The 26,097-nt window shown below is 68.2% G+C and carries 18 protein-coding genes; 9 read left to right on the top strand and 9 right to left on the bottom strand.

Annotation, left to right across the window (positions count from 1 at the left end; translation table 11 throughout):
* Nucleotides 1–162 precede the first annotated feature (162 nt).
* Complete coding sequence (locus tag HUT18_RS23580; protein WP_176102557.1) at nucleotides 163–1,482, bottom strand: carbamoyltransferase C-terminal domain-containing protein; 1,320 nt, start codon at nucleotides 1,480–1,482, stop codon at nucleotides 163–165.
* Between the two features lie 11 nt (nucleotides 1,483–1,493).
* A complete protein-coding gene (locus tag HUT18_RS23575; protein ID WP_176102556.1) occupies nucleotides 1,494–5,933 on the bottom strand; it encodes a non-ribosomal peptide synthetase in 4,440 nt (1,479 codons plus the stop codon).
* A 368-nt stretch (nucleotides 5,934–6,301) separates the two neighbouring features.
* On the opposite strand from HUT18_RS23575, the gene HUT18_RS23570 reads away from it, so the two are divergent.
* Together HUT18_RS23570 and HUT18_RS23565 are read left to right on the top strand one after the other, a co-directional pair.
* On the top strand, nucleotides 6,302–7,609 hold the full coding sequence (locus tag HUT18_RS23570; protein WP_176102555.1) for an MFS transporter: 1,308 nt from the start codon (nucleotides 6,302–6,304) through the stop codon (nucleotides 7,607–7,609).
* 10 nt (nucleotides 7,610–7,619) lie between these two features.
* Entirely contained in the window at nucleotides 7,620–8,651 is a 1,032-nt protein-coding gene (locus HUT18_RS23565; RefSeq protein ID WP_217710517.1) for a polyprenyl synthetase family protein, read from the top strand.
* Between the two features lie 116 nt (nucleotides 8,652–8,767).
* On the opposite strand, the gene ychF is transcribed toward HUT18_RS23565, so the two are convergent.
* Nucleotides 8,768–9,856 (bottom strand): redox-regulated ATPase YchF, encoded by a 1,089-nt coding sequence (ychF, locus tag HUT18_RS23560; RefSeq protein WP_176102554.1) that lies wholly within the window; start codon nucleotides 9,854–9,856, stop codon nucleotides 8,768–8,770.
* Between the two features lie 461 nt (nucleotides 9,857–10,317).
* Between ychF and HUT18_RS23555 the strand changes: the two genes are divergently transcribed.
* On the top strand, nucleotides 10,318–13,581 hold the full coding sequence (locus tag HUT18_RS23555) for a BTAD domain-containing putative transcriptional regulator (RefSeq protein WP_176102553.1): 3,264 nt from the start codon (nucleotides 10,318–10,320) through the stop codon (nucleotides 13,579–13,581).
* Nucleotides 13,582–13,745: 164 nt separating this feature from the next.
* Here HUT18_RS23555 and HUT18_RS23550 read toward each other — a convergent pair whose 3' ends face one another.
* On the bottom strand, nucleotides 13,746–14,639 hold the full coding sequence (locus HUT18_RS23550) for an extensin family protein (protein ID WP_176102552.1): 894 nt from the start codon (nucleotides 14,637–14,639) through the stop codon (nucleotides 13,746–13,748).
* A gap of 699 nt (nucleotides 14,640–15,338) precedes the next feature.
* Between HUT18_RS23550 and HUT18_RS23545 the strand changes: the two genes are divergently transcribed.
* Complete coding sequence (locus tag HUT18_RS23545) at nucleotides 15,339–16,001, top strand: DUF6542 domain-containing protein (RefSeq protein ID WP_254878772.1); 663 nt, start codon at nucleotides 15,339–15,341, stop codon at nucleotides 15,999–16,001.
* Between the two features lie 55 nt (nucleotides 16,002–16,056).
* Here HUT18_RS23545 and ppgK read toward each other — a convergent pair whose 3' ends face one another.
* Both ppgK and HUT18_RS23535 read right to left on the bottom strand, forming a co-directional pair.
* The gene (gene ppgK / locus HUT18_RS23540; RefSeq protein WP_176102551.1) at nucleotides 16,057–16,821 is read right to left on the bottom strand and encodes a polyphosphate--glucose phosphotransferase; all 765 of its coding nucleotides are present in this window, start codon (nucleotides 16,819–16,821) and stop codon (nucleotides 16,057–16,059) included.
* Nucleotides 16,822–16,875: 54 nt separating this feature from the next.
* Entirely contained in the window at nucleotides 16,876–17,955 is a 1,080-nt protein-coding gene (locus tag HUT18_RS23535) for a 4-hydroxy-3-methylbut-2-enyl diphosphate reductase (RefSeq protein ID WP_176102550.1), read from the bottom strand.
* Nucleotides 17,956–18,102: 147 nt separating this feature from the next.
* Here HUT18_RS23535 and xseA point away from each other — a divergent pair, with 147 nt between their 5' ends.
* The 3 genes from xseA (at nucleotide 18,103) to HUT18_RS23520 (ending at nucleotide 20,457) form a co-directional block, all read left to right on the top strand.
* Entirely contained in the window at nucleotides 18,103–19,365 is a 1,263-nt protein-coding gene (gene xseA, locus HUT18_RS23530) for an exodeoxyribonuclease VII large subunit (RefSeq protein WP_176102549.1), read from the top strand.
* A gap of 61 nt (nucleotides 19,366–19,426) precedes the next feature.
* Nucleotides 19,427–19,705: an exodeoxyribonuclease VII small subunit gene (locus HUT18_RS23525; RefSeq protein WP_176102548.1), complete on the top strand. Its 279-nt coding sequence runs from the start codon at nucleotides 19,427–19,429 to the stop codon at nucleotides 19,703–19,705.
* Between the two features lie 161 nt (nucleotides 19,706–19,866).
* Entirely contained in the window at nucleotides 19,867–20,457 is a 591-nt protein-coding gene (locus HUT18_RS23520) for a malonic semialdehyde reductase (RefSeq protein WP_176102547.1), read from the top strand.
* 122 nt (nucleotides 20,458–20,579) lie between these two features.
* Here the strand turns inward: HUT18_RS23520 and HUT18_RS23515 are convergent, their stop codons facing one another.
* Entirely contained in the window at nucleotides 20,580–21,107 is a 528-nt protein-coding gene (locus HUT18_RS23515; protein WP_176102546.1) for a DUF4245 domain-containing protein, read from the bottom strand.
* Between the two features lie 264 nt (nucleotides 21,108–21,371).
* Between HUT18_RS23515 and glpX the strand changes: the two genes are divergently transcribed.
* Entirely contained in the window at nucleotides 21,372–22,403 is a 1,032-nt protein-coding gene (gene glpX / locus HUT18_RS23510; protein WP_176102545.1) for a class II fructose-bisphosphatase, read from the top strand.
* A gap of 217 nt (nucleotides 22,404–22,620) precedes the next feature.
* Here glpX and HUT18_RS23505 read toward each other — a convergent pair whose 3' ends face one another.
* Both HUT18_RS23505 and HUT18_RS23500 read right to left on the bottom strand, forming a co-directional pair.
* Nucleotides 22,621–22,998, bottom strand: a complete 378-nt coding sequence (locus HUT18_RS23505; RefSeq protein WP_176102544.1) for a WhiB family transcriptional regulator — start codon at nucleotides 22,996–22,998, stop codon at nucleotides 22,621–22,623.
* Between the two features lie 339 nt (nucleotides 22,999–23,337).
* Nucleotides 23,338–23,988: a DUF1707 domain-containing protein gene (locus HUT18_RS23500; protein WP_176104755.1), complete on the bottom strand. Its 651-nt coding sequence runs from the start codon at nucleotides 23,986–23,988 to the stop codon at nucleotides 23,338–23,340.
* Nucleotides 23,989–24,363: 375 nt separating this feature from the next.
* Here HUT18_RS23500 and HUT18_RS23495 point away from each other — a divergent pair, with 375 nt between their 5' ends.
* Nucleotides 24,364–26,025 carry a fumarate hydratase gene (locus HUT18_RS23495; protein ID WP_176102543.1) on the top strand — a complete coding sequence of 554 codons (1,662 nt, stop codon included), beginning with the start codon at nucleotides 24,364–24,366 and terminating at the stop codon, nucleotides 26,023–26,025.
* The last annotated feature ends 72 nt before the right edge of the window (nucleotides 26,026–26,097 follow it).

Raw genomic sequence — 26,097 nt, 5'->3', positions numbered from 1 at the left:
TCATTCGCGGCGCAACGGTTCTGCGCCATCGGGTTCAAGGGCCGACCGCGTCAGTCGTAGATGTACGCATCCTTCTTGGACAGACGCTTTGCTCGCCGACGGAAATTGATGTACCTGCGCAGCGAACGGATCGGCCAGGTCAGCTTTCCTGCAAGAGTGGATTTAGAAGACATTGACTCCGTATTTCTCTGTGAACCTCTGAGCATCGTGGGCAGAGTCGACTATCGGTTCGCCCTTGATGTTGAGCGAGGTATTCAGAAGCATCGGGACACCGGTCGCCTCGTACCATTCCTCGAGTACGTGGCGCAGAACCGACGAGCAGTCCTTCTTGACGACTTGGACACGAGCAGTTCCGTCGACGTGCGTGACGCTCGAATAGTCGTGCAACGCACGGCTCGTGAACTGCATGTACTCGTTCATGGGACCAGTGAAGTATTCACTGGCGAACTCTTCGAGAATTGCCGGAGCGAACGGCCGGAAGAGCTGACGGCGCTTGATGTTGTTCACGGTGTCTTTGACGTCGTAACGACAGTCGGCGAGCAAGCTCCGGTTACCGAGCGCCCTCGGTCCGAACTCTGCCTTCTCCGAAGCGACGCCACACACTTTGTTGGCAAGTAGTTCCTTGACTATGTCCGATGGATTTGCCCTCGGCAGCTGCGTCCCCAGATAGGGATCGACCCATTGCAGCTTGGCACGCCGAACCAGTGCCGCAGCGCCCAGGGCACTGCCGGCGTCACCCGGGTTGGGCATGATCCAGAGGTTCTTTCCCTGTATTCGCGAGTTGGCAACGCAATTCAGGGCGCAGCCACCCATGAGTACCAGGTTCTCTTTCGGACAGAGAGCGACCAGCTCCAGCAGCTTCTCCTCGAAGAGCTTCTGCACGGATGCCGCCAGGTCCTCGGGCCGGGCGTCAGGGTACAGATCATCGCACCCGAGATGCAGATTCTCCTCGAGGAGGAAACTCAGGTCGTAGCGCGGCTCACCGTAGGCTGCCATTCCCATGGTGATGTACTCGTCCGAGTTCGGCTGAAGGCCGACTCGCTTGGTGATCGCCGAGTACAGGAGACCGAGCGAGTAGGGATATTTCCAACTGCGGATCTTCCGCATGTTGTCCCATATGGAGATCGTGTCCCACTCGCCGATCGCATCGACAACCAGGATGTTGCAGTCATCGAATGGCGCTGTGTAGTACCCCGCGGCGGCGTGCGTCTCATGATGGGAGAAGCAGACGTCAGCGGGCGTGCGTCGCCGTGCGAGCTTCTGTCCTGAATACAGGCGTCTGGTGGCCTTGAGCCACGGCCGCTCGTAGTAGGCGGTGGTCTCGGCCTGTTTCATGAGTTCGAGTTGCGTCGGGTGCAGCCAGCGGTCCCCCTTTTCCTTGGAGTAGCGCTCGCTGTGTGAGGCATGAACGATCACCGTGTCGTCGAGCAGGCACAGTGCCGCATCATGAAAGCCTTCGGAAAAGCCTGCGATGAGGGCCAAGTCCATACTCCCTAGTCGGCGATAAGTTCACGTATCGGGCGGTCCGGCGCACGGAGGCCGCCAACGAGAATTTCTTTCCACAGAGCCATCAATTGCGCGATCTCTGCCCGGGAGTACATTCCGTCACGGCACAAGAGCGTGGCTTGCATGGTGTCTTCGTCTGCGCACACATCGAGAGTGAAGTCGTGCCGAACACTGTCGCGGCCTTGTGTGTAGTCCTCGTTCGAGACCGAGATGTCTTCCAGTTCTTTTTCGAAATGATGACTTCGGCTCAAAGCGAACCAGACTTCCGTGTACGGGGTCCGGTCGAGTTTGCGTGGTGGGCGGGTAGCGGCCACGACCATGTCGAAGGGCAGATCCTGATGATCCTGCGCCTCGAGAACGGTCTCCCGCACTCGCCGCAGCACCTCACGAAAACCGGCCCCGCCACCGAGATCAGTACGCAACACCAGGTTGTTGACGAAGAACCCGATGAGCTGGTCCAACGACGGATGATTCCGCCCCGCAACCGGCGTCGCCACCACAATGTCCGTCTCACCGGTCAAGCGATGCAACAACACCTTGTACCCGGCAAGCAACACCATGAAGGGAGTACACCCCTCCTCACGCGCCAACACACGCAACCCCGCGACCAGTTCCGCATCCAGCGTGAAACTGTGCGTATCCCCTTCCCACCCCGCACCCGCCGCCGGCTCCCGGTCATACGGCAACCTCATATACGCAGGCGCCCCCGCAAGCCGTTCACGCCAAAACGACTCCAACTCCCGCCGACGCTCCCCCGCAAGCTCCCCCACCTGCCACAGCGCATAATCGGCATACTGCACCGGCAACTCCGCCAAAGGCGCCGCCTCCCCCCGGCACAACGCCGGATAAAGAGCCAGCAACTCATCCTGCAGAACACCAACAGACCAACCATCAACAGCAATGTGATGCATATTCAGCACCAACACACTGTCATCCTCATCAACCAGGATCAGACAACCCCGCAACAAAGGACCCCGCGCCAGATCGAACGGCACCGACAACTCTTCACGAATCGCCGAATCCACCGCCCCCCGACCCCCACCACGACAGTCCACAACCGGAAGACCCACCTCGAACGGCGCACCCACCACCTGAACCGGAACGCCACTCTCCACAACAAACGTCGTCCGCAACACCTCGTGCCGCCGGACAACCTCACTCAAACACGCCCGCAACACATCAGGACGCACCCGCCCCCGCAACCGCAAAATGAACGGAGTGCTGTAAGCCAAACTCCCCGGCGCAACCTGATCGGCAAGCCACAACCGACGCTGCCCGAACGACAACTCGGCCTTGGAGGATGGCGAAGTCCTCGGCAGGGGTGCGGTCTTGGCACCCACTCCCCGCAATCCCTCGATGTGGCGGAGGAGGCCATGCGCAGTAGCGTTCCTCAGGAATTCGGAGAACTCGATCTGCACCGAGAACGCCGGCTCCAACCTGGCGATGATCCGGATCGCTCCCAGCGAGTCGCCGCCGAGTTCGAAGAAGTTGTCGGACACTGCGATGGGGCTGTGACCGAGAACTTCCTCCCACACGTCGAGAACAATGTTCATTGCCTCGGAAAGGGATTCCCTGCCACCGCTCTTCGCTTCCGCGGGCGAGATCTCCAGCAAGCTGGCGCGATCGACCTTCCCATTCGTGGTCAGCGGGAAGGAATCGACGTACACGATCGAATGCGGGATCATGCTGGCGGGAAGAGCGGTTTCCGTGAGCGCGCGCAGTGACCTTTCATCAATCGTCGGGTCCTTCATGATCACGTATGCGCGGAGAATCGTTGCGCCGTGTTTGTCCTTGTCCGCGGCCACCGCACAGGCGGATACCCCGGCAAGGGCACTGATGGCCGCTTCGACCTCTGCGGGCTCGACCCGGACACCCCGGATCTTGACCATGTCGTCGCAACGACCGATGAACTCCAGTTCACCGCCGGGCGATATACGGCCCAGATCGCCGGTGCGGTACATACGGCTGCCGGGTTCGCCGCTGAACGGGTCGGGCAGGAACTTCTCCGCGGTCAGGGCCCGTCGCTCGAAGTACTCCTGGCCTACACCGACGCCACAGATGAAAATCTCGCCCACCGTCCCCATGGGCAACGGCTCCAGCGTCTCCGACAGGATGTGGATGGACGTGTTGGGCAGCGGCCGGCCGGCCCGATTGGCTGGTGAGCCCGCGTCAAGTACGCCGATCGTCGTGGACATGGTGCCTTCGCTGGCTCCGTACACCTGGCCCACGTCCGCCTGCGGCAGCCACTTCTTGACCAGGGTGTCCGACAGGACGTCGCCGCCCACGACGATCTTGTCGATCAACGGCACGTCGTCGGGCTCGATCACGGTGAGCGGTCCGGGTGTGCCCATGTAGAGCGTGACACCCTCACGCCTCAAGGCCTCGGCGGTAACGCTCGCACCGCGTCGCTCGTGCCGAGGTATGACGCTGAGCCTGGCGCCGGTCAGCAACGCCATCCACACCTCTGCGGACATGACGTCGAACGACGGGGCAGCCAGCTGGGCAAGGTTCGTCCGAGGGCCGACGCCCATGGCCTCGCCCATCCCCAGTGCCCAGTTGCACACCGCGTCGTGCACGAGGACAACGCCCTTCGGTTCCCCAGTGGAACCGGAGGTGTAAACGATGTACGCCGGACGCTTGGATGCGGGAAAGTCGTCCCCGCCGCTCCACGGCCTTCGTTCTTCGGAGAACCGGTCATAGGCGAGGGACGCCCACTCATTGGGTGCCGATTCACCGGTGTGCGACACCACGACGGAGCATCCGGCGTCATCGAGCAGCCAGGCATTGCGCTCCTCGGGCGCAGCCGTGTCCAGACACATGTACGCCGCGCCGATACGCACGGTGGCGACCAGGACGACCACCAGGGCGAGCCCTGGTTCCAGGGAGATTCCGACCACGTGCCCCCTGCCGATCCCCGCGGCTCGCAGGGAAGCGGCCACCTCATCGCTCGCCGCGATCAGTTCGGAGTACGTCAGGCTGTCACCCGCGCTCTGCAGCGCGGTCGCATCCGGCTGCCGATGGGCAACGGCGTCCAACGCCTTCTCGAGGTCGAGGTTCAGCAGATCGGGCCGTGTCGGACCGACGAGGACGGAGGCGGGCTGCTCCGCGCTCTCCAGGGCTCGTAGGTCGCGGTCCGCTCCCTTGTCGCCGGACACGCCCTGACGCAGCACTTCGACGAACTGGTCACTGATCGATTTCACCGAGTCGGCGTCGAACAGGTCACTTCGGTAGTTGACCTGGATATCTGTGGAGGTTCCCTCGAAAACGGAGAAGACCAGGTCCACCGGGGCACCCGGCAGTGGTGCCTGGGTCGGTGTGGCCACGAGGTCGCCGATGCGGTACTCGGACACCGGTTCCGGCTGGTGAACGAGCGTTGCCTGAAGGTATGGGGTCCGATCGGGTTTGCGTGGTGGGCGGGTAGCGGCCACCACCATGTCGAAGGGCAGATCCTGATGATCCTGCGCCTCGAGAACGGTCTCCCGCACTCGCCGCAGCACCTCACGAAAACCGGCCCCGCCACCGAGATCAGTACGCAACACCAGGTTGTTGACGAAGAACCCGATGAGCTGGTCCAACGACGGATGATTCCGCCCCGCAACCGGCGTCGCCACCACAATGTCCGTCTCACCGGTCAAGCGATGCAACAACACCTTGTACCCGGCAAGCAACACCATGAAGGGAGTACACCCCTCCTCACGCGCCAACACACGCAACCCCGCGACCAGTTCCGCATCCAGCGTGAAACTGTGCGTATCCCCTTCCCACCCCGCACCCGCCGCCGGCTCCCGGTCATACGGCAACCTCATATACGCAGGCGCCCCCGCAAGCCGTTCACGCCAAAACGACTCCAACTCCCGCCGACGCTCCCCCGCAAGCTCCCCCACCTGCCACAGCGCATAATCGGCATACTGCACCGGCAACTCCGCCAAAGGCGCCGCCTCCCCCCGGCACAACGCCGGATAAAGAGCCAGCAACTCATCCTGCAGAACACCAACAGACCAACCATCAACAGCAATGTGATGCATATTCAGCACCAACACACTGTCATCCTCATCAACCAGGATCAGACAACCCCGCAACAAAGGACCCCGCGCCAGATCGAACGGCACCGACAACTCTTCACGAATCGCCGAATCCACCGCCCCCCGACCCCCACCACGACAGTCCACAACCGGAAGACCCACCTCGAACGGCGCACCCACCACCTGAACCGGAACGCCACTCTCCACAACAAACGTCGTCCGCAACACCTCGTGCCGCCGGACAACCTCACTCAAACACGCCCGCAACACATCAGGACGCACCCGCCCCCGCAACCGCAAAATGAACGGAGTGCTGTAAGCCAAACTCCCCGGCGCAACCTGATCGGCAAGCCACAACCGACGCTGCCCGAACGACAACTCGACCCTGCGGTCTTCCGAGTTCAACTCGAGCCCCTCTCGCATCCCCCGTGGGGCTATCTGTCGAACAGCCCTTCCCTTATTGGACCTTACCAGCGAGCACCGAGTTGCAAGAGGGCTTGATCCGACGCTTGAGAGGTACAGGCCGGAGGGGACCCCAAGCCTCCGCCTACAGGCTTAACGGAGTGACTGATTCCGGGTGTTCGGTACGCGCACACTCATGAAGTGACTGAGATCACTTCGCGATTCGAGGTCTCTTAGCCTCTGCAATCGACGACACCTTGACAGCCATCCGAACCACGAGTTTGATGGCTCGCGGCCTCGCCGAGTGTTAGACAACAGGCCGTCGTCGCAAGTGAGTCGAAGCAGACACGGCCCGCGAGGGAGCGCAGCAAGTGCAGTTCCTTCAGCTCCCCACTTTGCAAGGCCCTCTTCAGAGTCGTAATTTCCGGCTGCTCGTAACCTGTAATGCCATCTCGGTTACGGGAACTTCGATTGCGACTGTGGCAATACCCTTCGCAGTCCTCGATGTTGGCGGTTCGGCCGGCGACGTCGGACTCATCGCGGCCGCCAAGCTCGTCCCTCTCATCGCCTTCCTTCTGATCGGCGGGGTGATCGCGGACCGCTGGCCCCGTCACCGAGTCCTGGTCGCCGCGAACGTCGCGCAGGCCGCCGCCGAAGGTGCCGCGGCCGGTCTGGTTGTCAGCGGTCACGCCCAGGTGTGGCACCTGGGCGTGTTGTCCGCGATCGGCGGCATGGGCGTGGCCGTCAGTTACCCGGCCGCGCAGGGGCTGCTCCCCCACACGGTACCGGCCGCACACCGGCAGCAGGCTGTCGCGCTGGATCGCATGTCCCGCAACACGGCATCGATCGTCGGTGCCGCACTCGGCGGTCTACTCGTCGCGTTCTGGGGTGCGGGGCTGGGTCTCGGCATCGACGCCGCGAGCTTCGCGATCGCCGCGGCCCTCAGGTTTCGCATGAGCTTCACGAACCTGCCTCAGGTCCGGAAGTCCAACATGATTTCCGAACTCCGCCAGGGATGGCGGACGTTCACTTCTCGGCGCTGGCTGTGGGTGACAGTGGCCCTGTCCGGGGTCTTCACCACCGCAAGCTCGGCCCTGATCGCGGTATTGGGACCCTTGGCCGCCGATCTCCACCTCGGCGGTGCGCGCAGTTGGGGATTCATCGTCGCCGCGTACGGCTTCGGAGCCGTTGTCGGCGGCATGGTGCTGCTCAGATTCCGGCCACGCCGCATACTCCTGGCGGGAATTCTTTCCTTTCCTGCCCTGTCCCTGCTGTTCTTCGCGCTCGCGATTCCCTTGACAACACCGGTCAATATTGCCTTGTCCTTTCTCGCCGGGGCATTCCTCGAAATCTTCGAGGTGGGTTGGGCCATCGCGCTACAGCAGGAGATCCCGCCGGAGGAGCTCTCTCGTATCTCCTCGTACGACGCATTCGGGAATTACGCCCTCAGCCCGGCGGGAACCGCAGCGGCTGGTGGGCTGGCCGACGCGTTCGGCCTCCCAGTCATCCTCACCTGCAGCGGCGTTCTCATCGTGCTGCTCAGCGCCACTGCTCCACTGGTTCCCGAGATCAGAAACCTGCGCGGGCGGCCACCGGGCACTTCTGCCGCCGAGTCAGTGGGGGGTGGGCATGGAGATGCTCCTGCTGAACGTCAAGACGTTCAGCACCATGAGATGTGACCGTTGATGCTTGATTTACTGGGTACAGTTGGAGATTTTCGTGAGGCCTGATCTGCCCCTGAACATTGCCGATGCGGAATTGGCCGACGAGCTCACCCAAAGCATGAAGCTGGTGGAGGAACGTCTCTTCGCTGCTGTGGAAACAGACAATGACCTGCTGGCCGCCTCTGCGCGCCACCTGATCAGCGCCGGCGGAAAACGACTTCGGCCCTTTCTTGTTTTCTTGGGCGCCCAGTTCGGAGCTCATCGAGACGAGCGCATCCTGTCGGCCGCAGCGTCCATGGAACTCACTCACATCGGGACGCTGTACCACGACGACGTCATGGACGAGGCCACCATCCGGCGCGGGGTGCCGAGCGCGCACGTGCTGTGGGGCACGAAAGTCGCCGTACTGACCGGAGACTTCCTCTACGCACGCGCGTCCCAACTCCTGGCAGAACTTGGGGATGAGGCGATCCGTCTCCACGCACGGACCTTCATTCGACTCTGCGAGGGGCAGTCGGCCGAGACGGCAGGCCCGCAGTCCGAGGCCGACAGGCTCAATCACTATCTCGGCGTCCTCGCCAACAAGACCGCATCGCTGTTCGCCGCCTCGGGCGAGCTCGGCGGCCTCCTCTCGGGTGCGCCGGGCGAGATCGTGGCGCGGATCGGGAGAGCATGCGAAGCGTGGGGGATCGCCTACCAGTTGTCCGACGACGTACTCGACATCACCAGCGGGACCGACCAGAGCGGCAAGCCCCCGGGGGCCGACCTCCGCGAGGGTGTCCCCACCCTGCCGATGATCTACGCCTCTCGCTCGTCCCTCGCCACGGATGCCCGGCTCGTGGAGTTGATGCGGTCCGGCCAACTGACAGACCCCGCCCTGCACGCCGAGGCACTCAAGCTCCTCCAAGAGCATCCAGCCGTCGACATGACACGGGCGGAAGTACGGAAGTGGGCGGGCATAGCCAGGCAGGAGATCACCAACCTGCCCGACTCACCAGCGCGTGACGTCCTTGAGATGCTCTGCGATTTCGTCGTTGACAGGACCAAGAGCGGCTGACTCAACAGGGGAGACCGCGCCCCGGCAACGACCTGAAACGGCCGCGTCCACCACTCGGGACGCGGCCGTTCGACACGCAGGTTTGGTAGTGACCAGGAGCGGGGCTCCGGAAGCCGCTACACGTTGAAGCGGAACTCCACCACATCCCCGTCCCGCATCACATACTCCTTGCCCTCCATACGCGCCTTGCCGGCCGCGCGGGCGTCGGCGACCGAGCCGGTCTCGACCAGGTCCTCGAAAGAGATGACCTCGGCCTTGATGAAGCCCTTCTGGAAGTCGGTGTGGATGACACCGGCCGCCTCGGGGGCCGTGGCGCCCTTCTTGATCGTCCAGGCGCGGGATTCCTTCGGGCCTGCGGTCAGGTAGGTCTGGAGGCCGAGGGTGTTGAAGCCGACGCGGGCCAGGTTGGCGAGGCCGGGCTCCTCCTGGCCCACGGACTGGAGGAGTTCCAGGGCCTCGTCCTCGTCCAGTTCGGCGAGGTCCGCCTCGAGCTTGGCGTTGAGGAAGATGGCCTCGGCGGGGGCCACCAGGGCGCGCTGTTCGTTCTTGAAGTCCTCGTCGGTCAGCTCGTCCTCGTCGACGTTGAAGACGTAGAGGAACGGCTTGGTCGTGAGGAGGTGCAGGTCGTGCAGGAGCTCTTCGTTGCCGGAACCCTGGACGATGCCGGCCGAGAAGAGGGTGTCGCCGCGTTCGAGGATCGCCTGGGCCTCCTCGACGGCCTTGACCTTCGGCTGGATGTCCTTCTTGATCCGCGATTCCTTCTGCAGGCGCGGCAGGACCTTCTCGATGGTCTGCAGGTCGGCGAGGATCAGCTCGGTGTTGATCGTCTCGATGTCGTCCTTCGGCGAGACCTTGCCGTCCACGTGGACCACGTTCTCGTCCTTGAAGGCCCGGATGACCTGGCAGATCGCATCCGATTCGCGGATGTTCGCGAGGAACTTGTTGCCCAGCCCCTCACCCTCGCTCGCCCCGCGCACGATGCCCGCGATGTCCACGAAGTCGACCGTGGCGGGCAGCAGCCGCTGCGAGGAGAAGATCTCGGCGAGCTTCGTCAGACGGGAGTCCGGTACGCCGACCACACCGACGTTGGGCTCGATCGTGGCGAACGGGTAGTTGGCCGCGAGCACGTCGTTCTTGGTCAGGGCGTTGAAAAGGGTCGACTTGCCGACATTCGGCAGGCCGACGATTCCGATCGTGAGCGACACGTTGCGACTTCCCGTACGTGAGGTCTGGTGGAGGGCCCGGGCGGCGCAGGCACGCGCGGACCGGTCCACCAGTCTACGGCGTGCGGGGGCGAGGCCTCCGACCGCCGAGCACCTGATCCAGGCCCCCCGGGACCTGGGCTCCCAAGTCCCGGGGCCCAGGGATGCCGGCCGCCCGGTGCCGGGTCGCCGCGGGAGGCGCCGACCCGGCGGACGGCCTCCCGCCCCCTCCCCGAATCCACCCCAACTCCCCCCAGGATCCAGGTACTTCACAGCCACCACCCCGACCGTAAAGTTGCCCGGACACCCTGGAAGTACCTGGTGTTCGCATGCTCGCAGTCCTGGGGGCCGAGGATGCGAGCGCGGGCGGCGGGCGATGTGGCGGCATCGGCGTACGGAGGGGCCACCGAATGCGGAACGTGCGGGGCGTACGGGACACACCTGACACCCGGTATGCGCGGAATGTGCGGGATGTTTGTGAGGCGCCGAGCGGGGTGTGGTTCGGGGTTCTGGGGCAGGTGGAGGCCCGCCGAGGTCCGGAGCCCGTACGGCTGCGTCCCGGCCGCGAGCGCGAGCTGCTGGCCCTGCTCGTACTGAACGCGGGTCGTCTGCTCACCGCCGAACGCGTCGTGGACATGCTGTGGGAGGACCCTCCGGGGAGTGCGCGGGCCCAGGTGTACAACCTGGTCAGCGGGCTGCGCAGGGCGCTGGGCCCCGAGATCCTGCTCACCGTCGACGGCGGTTACCGGCTGGAGGCCGCCGCGCACTCCAGCGATCTGGCGGAGTTCCGGACCGCGTCCACGCGCGGGCGCGGCGCCGCCGACCAAGGCGCGAGTGAATCGGCCGCCGAACTCCTCACCGTCGCCCTCGGCCGCTGGCGCGGCGAGGCGCTCGGCGACTGCGCGGCGCCGTTCGCGGCCGCCGCCCGGCAGGGGCTCGAGGACGAGCGGCTGCGCGCGCTGGAGGCGCTGCTCGACGTACAGCTCGGTCTCGGCCGGTACGAGGAGGTACTCGCCGAGGTCGGCCCGTGGCTGGAGCGGCAGCCGCACCGCGAGGATCTGTACCGGCGCCAGATGCACGCACTCGCCGCCCAGGACCGCCGCGCCGACGCCCTGGCCACCTACCGCCGCGCCTACCGCCGCCTCCAGGACGACCTCGGCGTCGCCCCCGGCCCCTCCCTGCGCCGACTTCAGGAACAGATCCTCCTCGGAGCGTTACCTGCCCCCGTCCCCGCGCCCGCCTCCGGACCGGGACCGACGACCAGGCCCACACTCGATCCCACTCCCGCACACACGCCCGGACCGGGACCGACGACCGGGCCCGCACCCCTCACTCCCCTGAACCGCATCCCCACCCAACCTCACCCCCCGACACCCACCCCCACCGAAACCGAAACCCGAATAAATCCCGCATCCCCAGCACCCTCAACGCCCCCTCCACCCCCAACCCCCCGCCAACTCCCTCCCACCCCCGAAACCCTCTACGGCCGCGCCCACCTCCTCACCGAGCTGCACACCGCCCTGCACCGGCGCGGGCTTGCCGCCCCCGTAGTCGTACTCACCGGCCCGGGCGGCGTCGGCAAGACCGCGCTCGCGCTGCATGCGGGGCACCGGATGGCGGGGCGGTTCCCGGGTGGGCAGTTGTACGCCGATCTGCGCGGGTCGCAGGCCGTACCGGCCGACGCGGCGCAGACCACAGCCCGGTTTCTGCGCAGTCTGGGGGTGGACGGCCAGGACGTGCCCGCCGATCCGGACGAACGGGCCGCCGAGCTGCGCAGCCGTCTCGCGGGGCGCCGGATGCTGCTCGTCCTGGACGACGTGCACGACGAGAACCAGATACGGCCGCTGCTGCCGGGCACCGGCGACTGCGCCGTACTCGCCACCTCCCGCAACCGGCTCACCGCGCTGACCGCGCTCGCGGACGCGCGGGTGTTCCGGGTGTCCACGCTCGCGCCCGGGGACGCGGTGTCCCTGCTCGCGGGTCTCGCCGGGGAGGAGCGCGCGCGGGCGGAGGCCGAGGCCACCGCGGAGGTCGCCGCGTTGTGCGGTCATCTGCCGCTCGCGCTGCGGATCGCCGGAGCGCGGCTGGCCGCCCGGCCGGACTGGACCGTACGCGCCTTCCGCGACCGGCTCGCGCAACATCACCAGCGCCTGGACCAACTCGCCGTCGGGGACCTGGACGTACGGGCGGGCATCGATCTGAGTTACCGCTCCCTCACCCCCGAACTACGCGTCGCCCTACGGAGGTTGGGGCTCCTGGACGCGCACAGCGTGCCGGGCTGGGTGCTCGGCAGCCTGACCGGAGTGGGCTTCGAGCGCGCCGCCCGGCTCCTGGACCAGCTCGTCGAGCGTCATCTGGTGGAGGCGTGCGGCGTGGACCAGGCGGGCCAGAGCCGGTACCAACTCCACGCTCTGGTACGGGACTTCGCTCAGGAACGGGTACTCGCGGAGGACTCCGGGGCGGAGCGGGAGGCTGCGCTGGAGCGGCTGCTCGGCGGCTGGCTGTCGCTCGCCTCGCAGGCGGCGGGGCGGCTCGGCCACGGCGGGGTACTCGACCCGGTACCCCTGAACGAGGAGGCGCCCGCGGCGGTCGCCCTGCTGGTGCGGCAGCAGCCGGAGCGCTGGTTCGCGGCCGAGCAGGCGAGCCTGATCGGCGCCGTCCACCTCGCCTGCCGGCTTCGCCGGGCCGAACTCGCCTGCGACCTGGCCCTTCAGCTCGACAGCTATCTGGTCATCCGCTTCTACGAGGCGGAGCGAGAGGCCGTGATCCGGGCGGCGATCGCCTCCTGCGGCGAGGGTCCGGCGACCGACCGCAGGCTGTCGCGGCTGTACTTTCTGCTGTGCTGGGCGATGTACCAGCAGGACCGTTACGAGGAGCTCGCCCAGGCCGCCGAGCGCGGGCTGCGGGTGGCGACGGATCTCGGCGATCCCGAGGTCGTCGCGGACGCTTCCTGGCAGCTCGGCCGGGCCACCGCGCTGCGCGGCGCCCTGCCCGAGGCCGCCGCCTACTACCGCGAGACCGTCCGCAGCGCCGAACACCTCGGCCTGTCCGAACGCGCCCATGTGTACGCGCTCACCGGCCTCGCGAACGTCCTCGCCGACCTCGGCGACACCACCGCCGCCGTGCAGCACTACGACCAAGCCCTCGACCGGCACCGCACACCGGACCGCACCCGTGTGGTGATGCTGCTGCGCTGCGCGGAGGCCTTGGCCGATGGTGAACAGGGCCTACGGGCACGGGAGTTGCTGGCCGAGGCCGGGCAACTGGTCGGAGACATCGGGGACGAGGTCGGCGCGGCCCACGTCGCACGCGTGCACGCCCTCGCCGACCTGGCCGACGGCGACTGGCCGCGCGCCCGTGCCCTCCTCGACTCCGCACTCGGCACACTGCGCGCCCACCGGGAGCGCTCCGGTACGGCACTGGCCGTGCGCACCCTCGGCGACGCGGCACTCGGCGCCGGCGAGTGGACGGCCGCCCGCGAACACCTGGGCGAGGCACGGGAGTTGCACCTTCGGATGGCCCTGCCCGTGGAGATCGCACGGACCGAGGCCCGCCTCGCCGTCGCCCTGCGCCTGTGCGGCGAGAACGCCCCGGCCGACCGGCACACCCGGGCCTACCGCGACCTGCTCGACCGCCTCCGCCTCCCCACCTCCAGCCTGCGCCTGCCTGGCCACGTCCACCGGCTACTGGCGGCGGGGGACGTGGCCGGGCAGGGCGGGCAGAGCTGACAGAGGGGGCAGGGTGGAGCGGAAGCCTGAGCGCCCAAGTCCCCTGTCACAGAGGCTTGTTGGTTTTCGGAGTGCCGGTGCTGCCGCTTCCGGCGCCGGTCCCGGTTCCAGTTTCCGTTCAGGTCAAGAGCTCGGCCCCATACGGAAGTTGACTCCCGCGTACGTCAGATCGCCTGGTCCCCGAACCCATGGCGGGCGATGCGCGCCAGCATGTTCTGCCAGGAGTCGATGCTGCTGTGCGGGTCGCCGGTGATGCCGAGGCGGGACTTCGCCTGCTGGAAGGCGTCGGTGGTCCTGGGGCCCCAGATGCCGTCGACCGCGAGGCCCGAGCCCATGAAGTTGTTGCACATGGCCTGGACGAAGACGGTGTCGCTGGAGGAGCCCGTCTCGCAAGTGGTGGGCAGTCCGGCGAAGTCGGAGTGGATGTGGTCGTGGTGGTCGGAGTTGTACCAGCCGTCGAGGACGTACCGGAACCGGCGGCGGCAGGTGGCGTCCACCGCGAGGTAGCGGCGGCGCTGGGTGCGGTCGCCCGCGTGGTGGCCGTCCAGCGGCGCGCTGCGGCGGCCGCCCGCCCACTCGACCAGGTCCAGGTCCATCGCCGTACCGGCGCCGTGCTGGCCGGGCTTGTTCACGTAGAAACCGGCGGAGACAAGGAAGTTGACGCCGCCCATGCCGCCGTCGGCGGAGAGCTGGCGCAGGTCGCGTATCCACAGCACGAGGCGGTCGTAGAAGGCCTCGGTGCACCGCCAGTCGCGCAGCGTGGTGTTGCCGCGGTCGCCGCGCCAGTAGTACACGGGCGTACCGTCGATCTTGCTGAAGGTGCGCATCGCCAGCGCCGAGGACGCCTGCATCTCGCGCGGCAGCGCGCCGACGGGCTCGTCCGCGGCACCGGCCGGTGTGGCCGACTGCGCCACGAAGGCACCGGCCGCGACGGCGCCCACGCCGCCGAGGAACAGGCGGCGGTCGATCCGTGCGGTGCCCGCGGACTGCGCGGGTCCGTCCGCTTCCGGGAGGCCCACCGGGCCGGTCTGTGATCCTGCCGGGTCCTGCATGCTCATCGCTCCTCCACGGCGGTGCCTCGGCGACCCGTCTGCGTACGACGGGCGCCCGCGAACCGGACACCGGAATGATTCGCGCCACGCCTAACCCGGACCTCATTCGCCCCTAACTCGGGTGCTCGTACCGCGTTTTGTGCACAACTTCCGCTGATAGGAGGAGAGTTGGCGTCATTCTCGGCGGTAGCGGCAGCGGTGCGAGGTCCGGGGCGGAGGACTGCGAGGGCCGCACGCGGTGGCGGAGAACCAGGCGGGTACTCGCCTGCTGTCGGCGCGGGCAGGGACGGGCGGGGCAGGGCAGGACGGTTCCGTTCGGTTCGATGCTTGGCCGTGCCGGTAGCAGCCGTGACGCCCGCGACTTCGAAAACCGCGCCGCACCGCACCCCGCTGGCAGTACGCGTCCCGTTCCTCCATCCGCACCCACGACAGCGCTCCCGCCCCGCCACAGCCACCGCCACCACCCCCGCCGAACCGCACACCGCTCCACGCCCGCGCGCACTCCCCCAACCAGCCCGGCACTCCTGTACGCCGGGAGCGCACCCACCCGCCCGCACAACCCCCCGCACACCGTCCCCCCCATCGGCCCCCGCACCCACGCAAGGCCTCCACCTGTGCGAAGGACCGCCGAATGCTTGGCCAAGGTCGGCGAAAGGCGCGTGTCCCAGCGAACATCCGGCACATCATCGGATCTACGTTGGTCCGGTGGAGCAACACAGGACCCGAACCCCCCAGAACCGGCAGCGCCGGACCGCGCCCCTGCCTCCGCAGGGCGGACCGCGCCGCACGGCGCCGGTCCGGCGTACCGCCCCGGCGGCTCCGGCCGCCGTCGCACCCGGCGCCCGGACACCGCGCGGCCCGGTCCCCACACTCGCCGACCGGCTGCGACGCCTTCCCAACCCCCGCCTCACGGGGCTCGGCGGCGGGCTGTTCTGCGCCCTCGCGATGTTCCTGATCGCCTACGCGGATTCGCTGGTCCTCGGCTCCTCGCAGACCGTCTACGGATTCTTCTTCGTGCCCGTCGCCGCCCTGACCGCGCTGTGGGTACGCAATGCGGACCTGGTCCTGGCGCCGGTCGTGGTCCCGATCGCCTTCGCCGTCGGGGTAATTCCGGTCGCCGACACCGACGGCGGCGTCGGCGGGCTCCTGATGGGCCTGTTCACCGCCCTCGCGCTCCAGGCGGGCTGGCTCTACGGCGGCACACTCGTCGCCGGAATCATCGTCTCCGTACGCAAACTGCGGCTCATGGCCCGTCGTGCGGCCGCCCGCCGCAACGCCCCGCCACGACCGCGCGGACCGCGCCCGCCCGCCCAGAACGGCGGCCGCCCGGCCCGTCCCACCCGACCGACCCGACCGACCAGGGCCTGAGGCCGCTCACAAGCCGGGGTCCTGACGCCGCCCGTGCCGGGATCGCCCGGGGCGGCTAAGCCCCGCGCCTCTCCCCGTGCGTGCCCGCCGCCCGCATCGCCGCGCCCACGATTCCGGCGTTGTTGCGCAGTTCGGCCGGGACCATCTCGGCCTTGATGTGCTTGATCAGCGGCAGGAACTTGTCCGCCTTGCGGCTCACGCCACCGCCGATGATGAACAGTTCCGGCGAGAACAGCATCTCGACATGGGCGAGGTACTTCTGCAGCCGGTGGGCCCAGTGCTCCCAGCTCAGCTCGTGATCGTCCTTGGCCTTGGTGGAGGCGTGCTTCTCGGCCTCGTGGCCGTGCAGTTCGAGGTGGCCGAGTTCGGTGTTCGGGATCAGGATGCCCTCGGAGAAGACGGCGCTGCCGATGCCGGTACCGAGGGTGAGCAGGATGACCGTGCCCTGTCGGTCGCGGCCCGCGCCGAACCGCATCTCGGCGACCCCGGCGGCGTCGGCGTCGTTGAGTACGACCACCGGCAGTCCGCCGAGCCGTTCGGAGAGCAGGCTTCGCGCGTCGACGCCGAGCCAGCTCTTGTCGACATTGGCCGCGCTGCGGATCGTCGCACCGCCGGCGACGACTCCGGGGAAGGTGACACCCACCGGGCCGTTCCAGTCGAAGTGACGGACGACCTGCTCCACTCCCTCGCTCACCGCCTCGGGAGTCGCGGGCTGAGGGGTCAGCACCTTGTAGCGCTCGGCCGCCAGTTCGCCCCGATCCAGGTCCACGGGAGCCCCCTTGATCCCGGAACCGCCGATGTCCACGCCGAAGATCTCCATGGACGCTACGTTACGACCTGGCTCCCGTCCGCACGTGCCGACGGGCGCTGTGGATTACTCGCCCGGCGTTGCCCCGGCCGCGGTCGTGCCGTCGGCGGCGGCGCTGCCCGCGCCGAGAGCGGCGGCCTCGGCGCGCAGGTCGCGGCGGAGTTCCTTGGGCAGCGAGAAGTGGATCGACTCCTCGGCGGCCTTCACGATCTCGACGTCCTCGAAGCCGCGTGCGGACAGCCACTCCAGTACGCCCTCGACGAGGACCTCGGGCACCGAGGCGCCGGAGGTGACGCCGACCGTGGTGACGCCCTCCAGCCAGCTCTCCTCGATCTCCTCGGCGAAGTCGACGAGGTGGGCGGCACGGGCGCCCGCGACCAGGGCGACGTCCACCAGGCGCTTGGAGTTGGAGGAGTTCTTCGAGCCGACCACGACGACCAGGTCCGCGTCGGCGCCCATCTGCTTGACCGCGAGCTGACGGTTCTGGGTGGCGTAGCAGATGTCGTCGCTCGGCGGGGAGATGAGCTGCGGGAACTTCTCCTTGAGGGCGCCCACCGTCTCCATCGTCTCGTCGACGGAGAGCGTGGTCTGCGAGAGCCAGACCACCTTGGACTCGTCGCGCACCTCGACATTGGCGACGTCGCCGGGGCCGTCCACGAGCGTGATGTGGTCGGGCGCCTCGCCGGTGGTGCCGATGACCTCCTCGTGGCCCTCGTGCCCGATGAGGAGGATGTCGTAGTCCTCGTTGGCGAAGCGGACGGCTTCCTTGTGGACCTTGGTCACCAGCGGGCAGGTGGCGTCGATGGTGGCGAGCTTGCGCTCGGCGGCCTCCTCGTGGACGACCGGGGCCACGCCGTGGGCCGAGAACATCACGATGGAGCCCTCGGGAACCTCCTCCGTCCGCTCGACGAAGATCGCTCCCTTGCGTTCCAGGGTCTGGACGACGTACTTGTTGTGGACGATCTCGTGGCGCACGTAGACCGGGGCCCCGTACTGCTCCAGGGCCTTCTCGACAGCGATCACGGCACGGTCGACGCCCGCGCAGTAACCACGGGGCGCGGCGAGCAGGACCCGCTTGCCGGTGGCGGCGGAACCTTGTTGTTCGGCGGTGGACGGACCGGCTGCACCGGCAGGAGAAGCAGTCATGGCCCCCATCGTAGGGCGCCGTGAGTGCGTGCGGATCCCCCGCAGGGGGCACTGCCGGTCCCCCTCTGGGGGGTGGTGTGCGGAGTGCCCGGCTCCGGGTGAACACGAGGCCTCGCTTTGTCGGTGGCGGCCTATACGCTCGGGCGCATGGCTGTGAACACGTCCGCCGAGGCGCCGTTGCCCGTGGGTCAGGTCTCCCGCCTGATCGGCGGCTGGATCGACCGGCTCGGTGCCGTGTGGGTGGAGGGACAGATCACACAGCTCTCGCGGCGGCCGGGCGCGGGAGTGGTCTTCCTGACGCTGCGCGACCCCTCGCACGACATCTCCGTGAGTGTGACCTGCTTCCGCCAGGTCTTCGAGGCGGTCGCCGATGTCGTCTCCGAGGGCGCGCGCGTGGTGGTCCTCGCCAAGCCCGAGTGGTACGCGCCGCGCGGGCAGCTCTCGCTGCGGGCCACCGAGATAAGGCCGGTGGGCGTCGGTGAACTGCTCGTCAGGCTCGAACAGTTGAAGAAGTCGCTCACCGCCGAGGGCCTGTTCGCGGCCGAGCGCAAGAAGCCGCTGCCCTTCCTGCCGCAGTTGATCGGCCTGGTCTGCGGACGCGCTTCGGCCGCCGAGCGTGACGTCCTGGAGAACGCGCGGCACCGGTGGCCCGCGGTCCGTTTCGAGGTCCGCAATGTCGCGGTGCAGGGGGTGCACGCGGTGCCGCAGGTGGTGCAGGCGGTCAAGGAGCTCGACGCGCACGACGAGGTCGACGTGATCGTGGTGGCGCGCGGCGGCGGCAGCGTCGAGGACCTGCTGCCCTTCTCCGACGAGCAGGTCGTACGGACGGTCGCGGGCTGCCGCACACCGGTGGTCTCCGCCATCGGTCACGAACCCGACAGCCCGCTGCTCGACCTCGTGGCCGACCTGCGGGCGTCCACCCCGACCGACGCCGCGAAGAAGGTCGTACCGGATGTCGGCGAGGAGTACGAACGCGTGCGGTGGCTCCAGGACCGGGCCCGCCGCTGTCTGACCGCCTTCCTGGAGCGCGAGGAACGCGGTCTCGCGCACGCCCTGGCCCGCCCCGTCATACAGGATCCGCACCGGATGACCGACGACCGCGCCAAGGAGGTCGGCGACCTGACCGACCGGGCCCGGCGCACCCTCGGCCACCTGCTCGACCGCGCCTCCTCGGAACTGGCCCACACCCACGCCCGGGTGGTCGCCCTCTCCCCCGCGGCCACCCTGCGCCGCGGCTATGCCGTACTGCAGACGCCCGACGGCGCGGTGGTGCGCGAGCCGGCTGACGCCCCCGCCGGGGCACGGCTGCGGGCGCGTGTGTCCGGCGGCGAGTTCCACGTGGTCCGGGCGGCGGAGGGCGAGGACGAGGGCACCGGGCGGGCAGCGGCGACGCCGGAGGGCGAACGGTGACAGGCAGCGGCGTACGACGGACAGTGCACGGTGTGAGCAACGGGACGGACGGTAGGAACGGATGACCAGCGAGACACAGGCGCCCGCGAACGGCGGCGCGACGGCGGCCGCCGAGGCCCTCGGCTACGAGCAGGCGCGCGACGAACTCATCGAGGTGGTACGCCGCCTGGAGGCGGGCGGGACCACGCTGGAGGAGTCCCTCGCGCTGTGGGAGCGCGGCGAGGAACTGGCCAAGATCTGCCGCCGGTGGCTGGACGGCGCCCGGGCCCGCCTCGACGCCGCACTGGCGGCGGAGGAGACGGCCGAGGAGGCCGGCGGGAACGGGGAGGACGAGAGCTGAGGGGACGGAAGCTGAGACGGGCCCACCGGCGCCCTGCCGCTGTGAGGTCGTTCACCCGCAAGCAGGGATTTGTTGAACTTTAAAGCTCATTCTCGTACGGTCGGGCATGCTCGACCAATGGCGTGCCACCGCACGCCGCCCGCCCACGAGAAGGTTGCTTCATGTCCCTCGTTCTCGACGCCGCCGCCCAGGACCTGCTGTTCCGCGAGGCCCACACGGCGAACACCTTCACCGACGAACCGGTCACCGAGGAGCAGGTCCAGGCGATCTACAACCTGGTCAAGTTCGGTCCGACCGCCTTCAACCAGACACCGCTGCGGGTGACCCTGGTCCGTTCCGAGGAGGCTCGCGCGCGTCTGGTGCCGCTCATGTCCGAGGGCAACCGCCCCAAGACCAGCACCGCGCCGCTGACCGCGATCCTGTCCGCGGACAACGAGTTCCACGAGGAACTCCCGCACCTATTCCCGGCCTTCCCCCAGGCCAAGGACATCTTCTACACCGAGCGTTCGGCCCGCGAGCGGGACGCGAAGCTCAACGCCGCACTGCAGGCCGCGTACTTCATCATCGGGGTCCGCGCCGCGGGCCTGGGTGCGGGCCCGATGACCGGCTTCGACGGTGAGGCCGTCCGCAAGGAGTTCCTGGACGACGACCACACCCCGCTGATCGTGATCAACATCGGCAAGCCGGGCGAGGCCGCCCAGAAGCCGCGCGGACCGCGCCTGGCGTACGAGGACGTCGTCAAGACCGTCTGAGTCGGCGACCAACCGAGCGCGCACGGAACGACGGAGGGCCCCCGGCAGCACGCCGGGGCCCCTCCGCTTGTGTCCGTTCGTGCCGTACTCGTATCCGTGTACGCGCGCTCGGAGCGCCGTCCTCAGGCCATCTTGAGCAGGCCGGCCATGTGCTCCAGGTCGGCGAAGGTCGCCTTGCCGGTGACCACGGTGGTCGAACCCTTCTCCTTCAGGACGAGGGCGTCGTAGTCACTGCCCTCGTAGCGCACCCACTTCTTGCCGCCGATCTCCTTGGTGACATCGGTCTCGTCCGCTCGGCGGGCGACGCGGTCGATGAAGCGCGAGGCGCGCTCCTTGGACTGCTCGATCGCGATGTACCTGTCGTCGGAGCCGTGGAAACCGAGGTGCCAGGAGCTGAACTCGGCGCCGTTGTAGCGGACCGAGGTCGCCTTCCAGGTCTTGGCCAGGCCCTCGGGCGCGGCCACCGGATAGTCGGCGGCGCGGCGGGCGGTGACCAGCTCGACCTCGTAGGTGACCGCCTTGGGTGGTTTCTCCGTGGCGTCGTGCGGGAGGACGGACCAGATCACCGCGACGAACGCGCCAATGACGACCAGCGACAACACCATGTCGCGGACCGTCTGGTTCCTGTTTCTTCCTGCCACGCCCCCCATGGTCGCAGGTCGCCGTCCCCGCTCTGGCACCGCCCCTGACGTGCGCGCTCCCGGCGGGCCTTGACGCCGCTCATGCGTAGGGCCCTCTGCTCATTGTGGCGGCGGGCGGATAGAGTCATGGACACATCCTCTTCCCGCCGCCCACACGTCCCCCGCCCACAAGGAAGGACGACCTCCGGGAACGCCCGGCCGTCCTGCGCCCGCCTCCCACCGAGGTCGCCCCTCGCGGAGCGGCTCTCTTCGTCATCAGAAAGGTGCGCTCCGATGACCGAGCATCATCTCCCCTCCGAACTCGAGGTCTCTCCCGAGGCCCCCGACCGCAACCTCGCTCTCGAACTGGTCCGCGTCACCGAGGCCGCCGCGATGGCCGCGGGCCGCTGGGTCGGCCGGGGCGACAAGATCGGCGCCGACGGCGCGGCGGTACGGGCCATGCGCACCCTCGTCTCCACCGTCTCGATGAACGGCGTCGTCGTCATCGGCGAGGGTGAGAAGGACGAGGCCCCGATGCTCTACAACGGCGAGCAGATCGGCGACGGCACCGGCGCCGAGGTCGACATCGCCGTGGACCCGATCGACGGCACCACGCTGACCGCCAAGGGCATGCCCAACGCGATCGCGGTACTGGCGGCCGCGGACCGCGGGACGATGTTCGACCCGTCCGCCGTCTTCTACATGGACAAGCTCGTCACCGGCCCCGAGGCAGCCGACTTCGTCGACATCAACGCCCCGGTCGAGGCGAACATCCGCCGGGTGGCCAAGGCGAAGAACTCCAGCCCCGAGGACGTGACGGTCGTCATCCTGGACCGCCCCCGGCACGAGGGCATCGTCCGCCAGATCCGGGAGACCGGCGCGCGGATCAAGTTCATCGCGGACGGCGATGTGGCCGGTTCGGTGATGGCGGTGCGCGAGGGCACCGGCGTGGACATGCTGATGGGCATCGGCGGTACACCCGAGGGCATCATCTCGGCCTGTGCGATCAAGTGTCTCGGCGGCACCATCCAGGGCAAGCTCTGGCCCAAGGACGAGGCCGAGAAGCAGCGCGCCATCGACGCCGGGCACGACCTCGACCGGGTGCTGTCCACCGACGACCTGGTCTGGGGCGACAACGTCTTCTTCGTCGCCACCGGCATCACCGACGGCGAACTCCTGCGCGGCGTCCGCTACCGCGCCGAGACGGCCACCACCCAGTCCCTGGTGATGCGTTCGCGCTCCGGCACCATCCGCCAGATCGACTCCACGCACCGCCTGAAGAAGCTGCGCGCCTACAGCGCCATCGACTTCGACCGCGCCAAGTAGCGGCGCCGAGCAAGCGCGCACCGCATACCGCGAGCACACCGACGGGCGCCTCCCGCGAGGGGGGGGCGCCCGTTGTGTGCGTACAACCGGCGCGTACGCCCGGGCGCACGCGCGCGTACATCCCAGCCGTACAGCGGCACGCACCAAGATCGCCGGGGCACACCTCGGAGCCGTACGACAGCCGTGCGACGGCCGTACGGCTCCGGACGAGAGGGGCTCAGCCCGCGGCCGCGATCCGGCCCGTGCTGCGTGCCGCCTTCTGGAGTTCGAGGTCGCGGCGGCGACGGCGGGCGAGGACCACGCGGCGTTCCGCGGCGGTCAGTCCGCCCCAGACGCCGTACGGCTCGGGCTGGAGCAGCGCGTGTTCGCGGCACTCGACCATCACGGGGCAGCGCGCGCAGACCCGCTTCGCGGCCTCCTCGCGCGAGAGCCGGGCGGCGGTGGGCTCCTTGGAGGGGGCGAAGAAGAGACCGGCCTCGTCGCGGCGGCAGACCGCGTCCGAATGCCAGGGGGCTTCCTGGTCGCGCTCTCGCACTGGCACCCGCTGGGGCCGAACGGCAGCGACCTGCAGGGGCTTATGCGGCGGTTGCAGCACGGTCTACTCCTGACGACAGCTTCGCGAGCGAGTGACGATGCAGCAAGAACTACCCGCCCTGCACGCCCCTAAGCACCCGCACAACCGCGAGAGGGCTTTTACGGCGTTTTACGGCCAGGAAAATCCAACGCGCGTCACTGGAACGGGGCTTGAGCCCTCGCCCATTGCCGCGGGATGCCGGAAAGTCGCTTGACAACCGCAAACGACTTTGGCACCCGAAGAGCCGAAGGTCGACCGCCACAAGCGGATCCCGCACCCCCACTTCGCCCCACGGCCGGGCCCGTCTCCGCGCGGCGGACACCGGCCCCGCAACCGGCCCGCACCGGTTCGGGCACCGGCTCAGTGCCCGAGATGCCGCCCGAATCCCTTGCCGTGCGACTTGCGCTGAAGATTGCGGACGAGTTTGCCGCGTTTGGGCTTGGCCTCGATATTGCCGAGTACGGAAATGCCCTCGATGTAGACGACAGGTGCATCCGGTTCGGTGGAATCCAGGGTGTCCACCTCGAAATTGCCGAGCACACCGCCACCACTGCCGCGCAGGGAGATGTTCTCGGGCACCCGGACCTCCACACTGCCGAAGACCGAGACCGCCTTGATGACGACCTGCGGATACTCGAACACGGCCTCGCTGAGGTCGATTTCCACGCTGCCGAAGATCGCGTACGCGTGCGTCCTGCGACCGACCCGCCACCGGCCCTTGCGCACGGAGCCGCTGAACACCGCGACCAGGTTCTCGTCCGCCTCCGCCGGAATCGTCCCCGGCACCGGCCGTCCGGCGACCGGCATCGGGTACGCGCCCGGACCGCTCGCCCCCGCGCCGTCGTACGCCCCCGGCAAGTCCCGTACCAACGGCGCGAGTTCGCCCTCGGTCTTGGCGTCGTAGACCGCCTCGATCCGTTCGGCGTGCTCCTCGGGCGTCAGCCGCCCCTCGGCGAGCGCCTCCCGCAGGATGTCCGCGACGCGGTCACGGTCGGCGTCCGAGGCGCGCATCGACGACCCGGGCTCGGCCAGCGAAGCCCGCGCGGGCTCCCCGGCCGGTTCCCTCGATTCGGCCGGTTCCCCCGACTCCCCCGAAGTCCGCTCCGACAACTGCCCCGGCGTGCGCGCGTGCTTTTCCAGGTCCACCACCCCAGCCTACCGAACGCGATAGATCGCGACTAGCGTCCCGACGCCCCGGGAAGCCTCCCGGCCGGAATCCGTGCGGCACTCGCGACACATACACGAGTCACCACCCACCGGCGCCCGCCACCACGGACCCCGCCCACTGAGCCTTACCTCACAGATCCGGCGCCCCGCGCAGGTTCTACCCTGGTGGGCGCTGCCCAGAGGCCAGCGGAAGCCCCGCCGAGTGAGGAATCGCCGAAAATGCCGGAGTTCGCGTACACCGATCTGCTCCCGACCGGGAAGGACAACACTCCTTACCGCCTGGTCACCGCGGAGGGCGTGTCCACCTTCGAGGCGGACGGCCGTACCTTCCTCAAGGTCGAGCCGGAGGCGCTGCGCAAGCTCGCCGCGGAGGCCATCCACGACATCCAGCACTATCTGCGCCCGGCCCACCTCGCCCAGCTGCGTCGCATCATCGACGACCCGGAGGCCTCCGCGAACGACAAGTTCGTGGCCCTGGACCTGCTGAAGAACGCGAACATCGCGGCCGCCGGTGTACTCCCGATGTGCCAGGACACCGGCACCGCGATCGTCTCGGGCAAGCGCGGCCAGAACGTGCTCACCGAGGGCGGGGACGCCGAGGCCCTGTCGCGCGGCATCTACGACGCGTACCAGAACCTCAACCTGCGCTACTCGCAGATGGCCCCGCTCACCATGTGGGACGAGAAGAACACCGGCTCCAACCTGCCCGCGCAGATCGAGCTGTACGCGACCGACGGCGACGCCTACAAGTTCCTCTTCATGGCCAAGGGCGGCGGCAGCGCCAACAAGTCCTTCCTCTACCAGGAGACCAAGGCGGTCCTGAACGAGACCTCCATGATGAAGTTCCTGGAGGAGAAGATCCGCTCCCTCGGTACGTCCGCCTGCCCGCCGTACCACCTCGCGATCGTCGTCGGCGGCACCAGCGCCGAGTACGCCCTGCGCACCGCCAAGTACGCCTCCGCGCACTACCTGGACGAGCTCCCCGACGAGGGTTCCGCGCTCGGCCACGGCTTCCGCGACAAGGACCTGGAGGAGAAGGTCTTCGAGCTGACGCAGAAGATCGGCATCGGCGCCCAGTTCGGCGGCAAGTACTTCTGCCACGACGTCCGCGTGGTGCGCCTGCCCCGGCACGGCGCCTCCTGCCCCGTGGCCATCGCGGTCTCCTGCTCGGCCGACCGCCAGGCGGTCGCGAAGATCACCGCCGAGGGCGTCTTCCTCGAGCAGTTGGAGACCGACCCGGCGCGCTTCCTGCCCGAGACCACCGACGAGCACCTCGACGAGGGCGGTGACGTCGTACGGATCGACCTGAACCAGCCGATGGACGAGATCCTCGCCGAGCTGAGCAAGTACCCGGTCAAGACCCGCCTCTCGCTGACCGGCCCGCTGGTCGTGGCCCGCGACATCGCCCACGCCAAGATCAAGGAGCGCCTGGACGCGGGCGAGGAGATGCCGCAGTACCTCAAGGACCACCCGGTCTATTACGCGGGCCCCGCCAAGACCCCCGAGGGCTACGCCTCCGGCTCCTTCGGTCCGACCACCGCGGGCCGGATGGACTCCTACGTCGCCCAGTTCCAGGCCGCGGGCGGCTCCAAGGTGATGGTCGCCAAGGGCAACCGCTCCCAGCAGGTCACCGACGCCTGCGACGCCCACGGCGGCTTCTACCTCGGCTCCATCGGCGGCCCGGCCGCGCGTCTGGCCCAGGACTGCATCAAGAAGGTCGAGGTCGTCGAGTACGAGGAACTCGGCATGGAAGCGGTCTGGAAGATCGAGGTCGAGGACTTCCCGGCCTTCATCGTGGTCGACGACAAGGGCAACGACTTCTTCCAGAACCCGGCGCCGGAGCCGACGTTCACGCATATCCCGGTGCGGCACGGGGCCTGATCCCCGGACGGATCCGGATAGGGATACGGATACGGATCCGCTCGTCCGTACGGCACGGTGCAGTGCCGTACG

This window comes from Streptomyces sp. NA04227, assembly GCF_013364195.1.
Taxonomy (GTDB): Bacteria; Actinomycetota; Actinomycetes; order Streptomycetales; family Streptomycetaceae; genus Streptomyces.
Note: the sequence above shows the minus strand (reverse complement) of the source record. Positions and strands in the feature narration are given on the sequence as shown.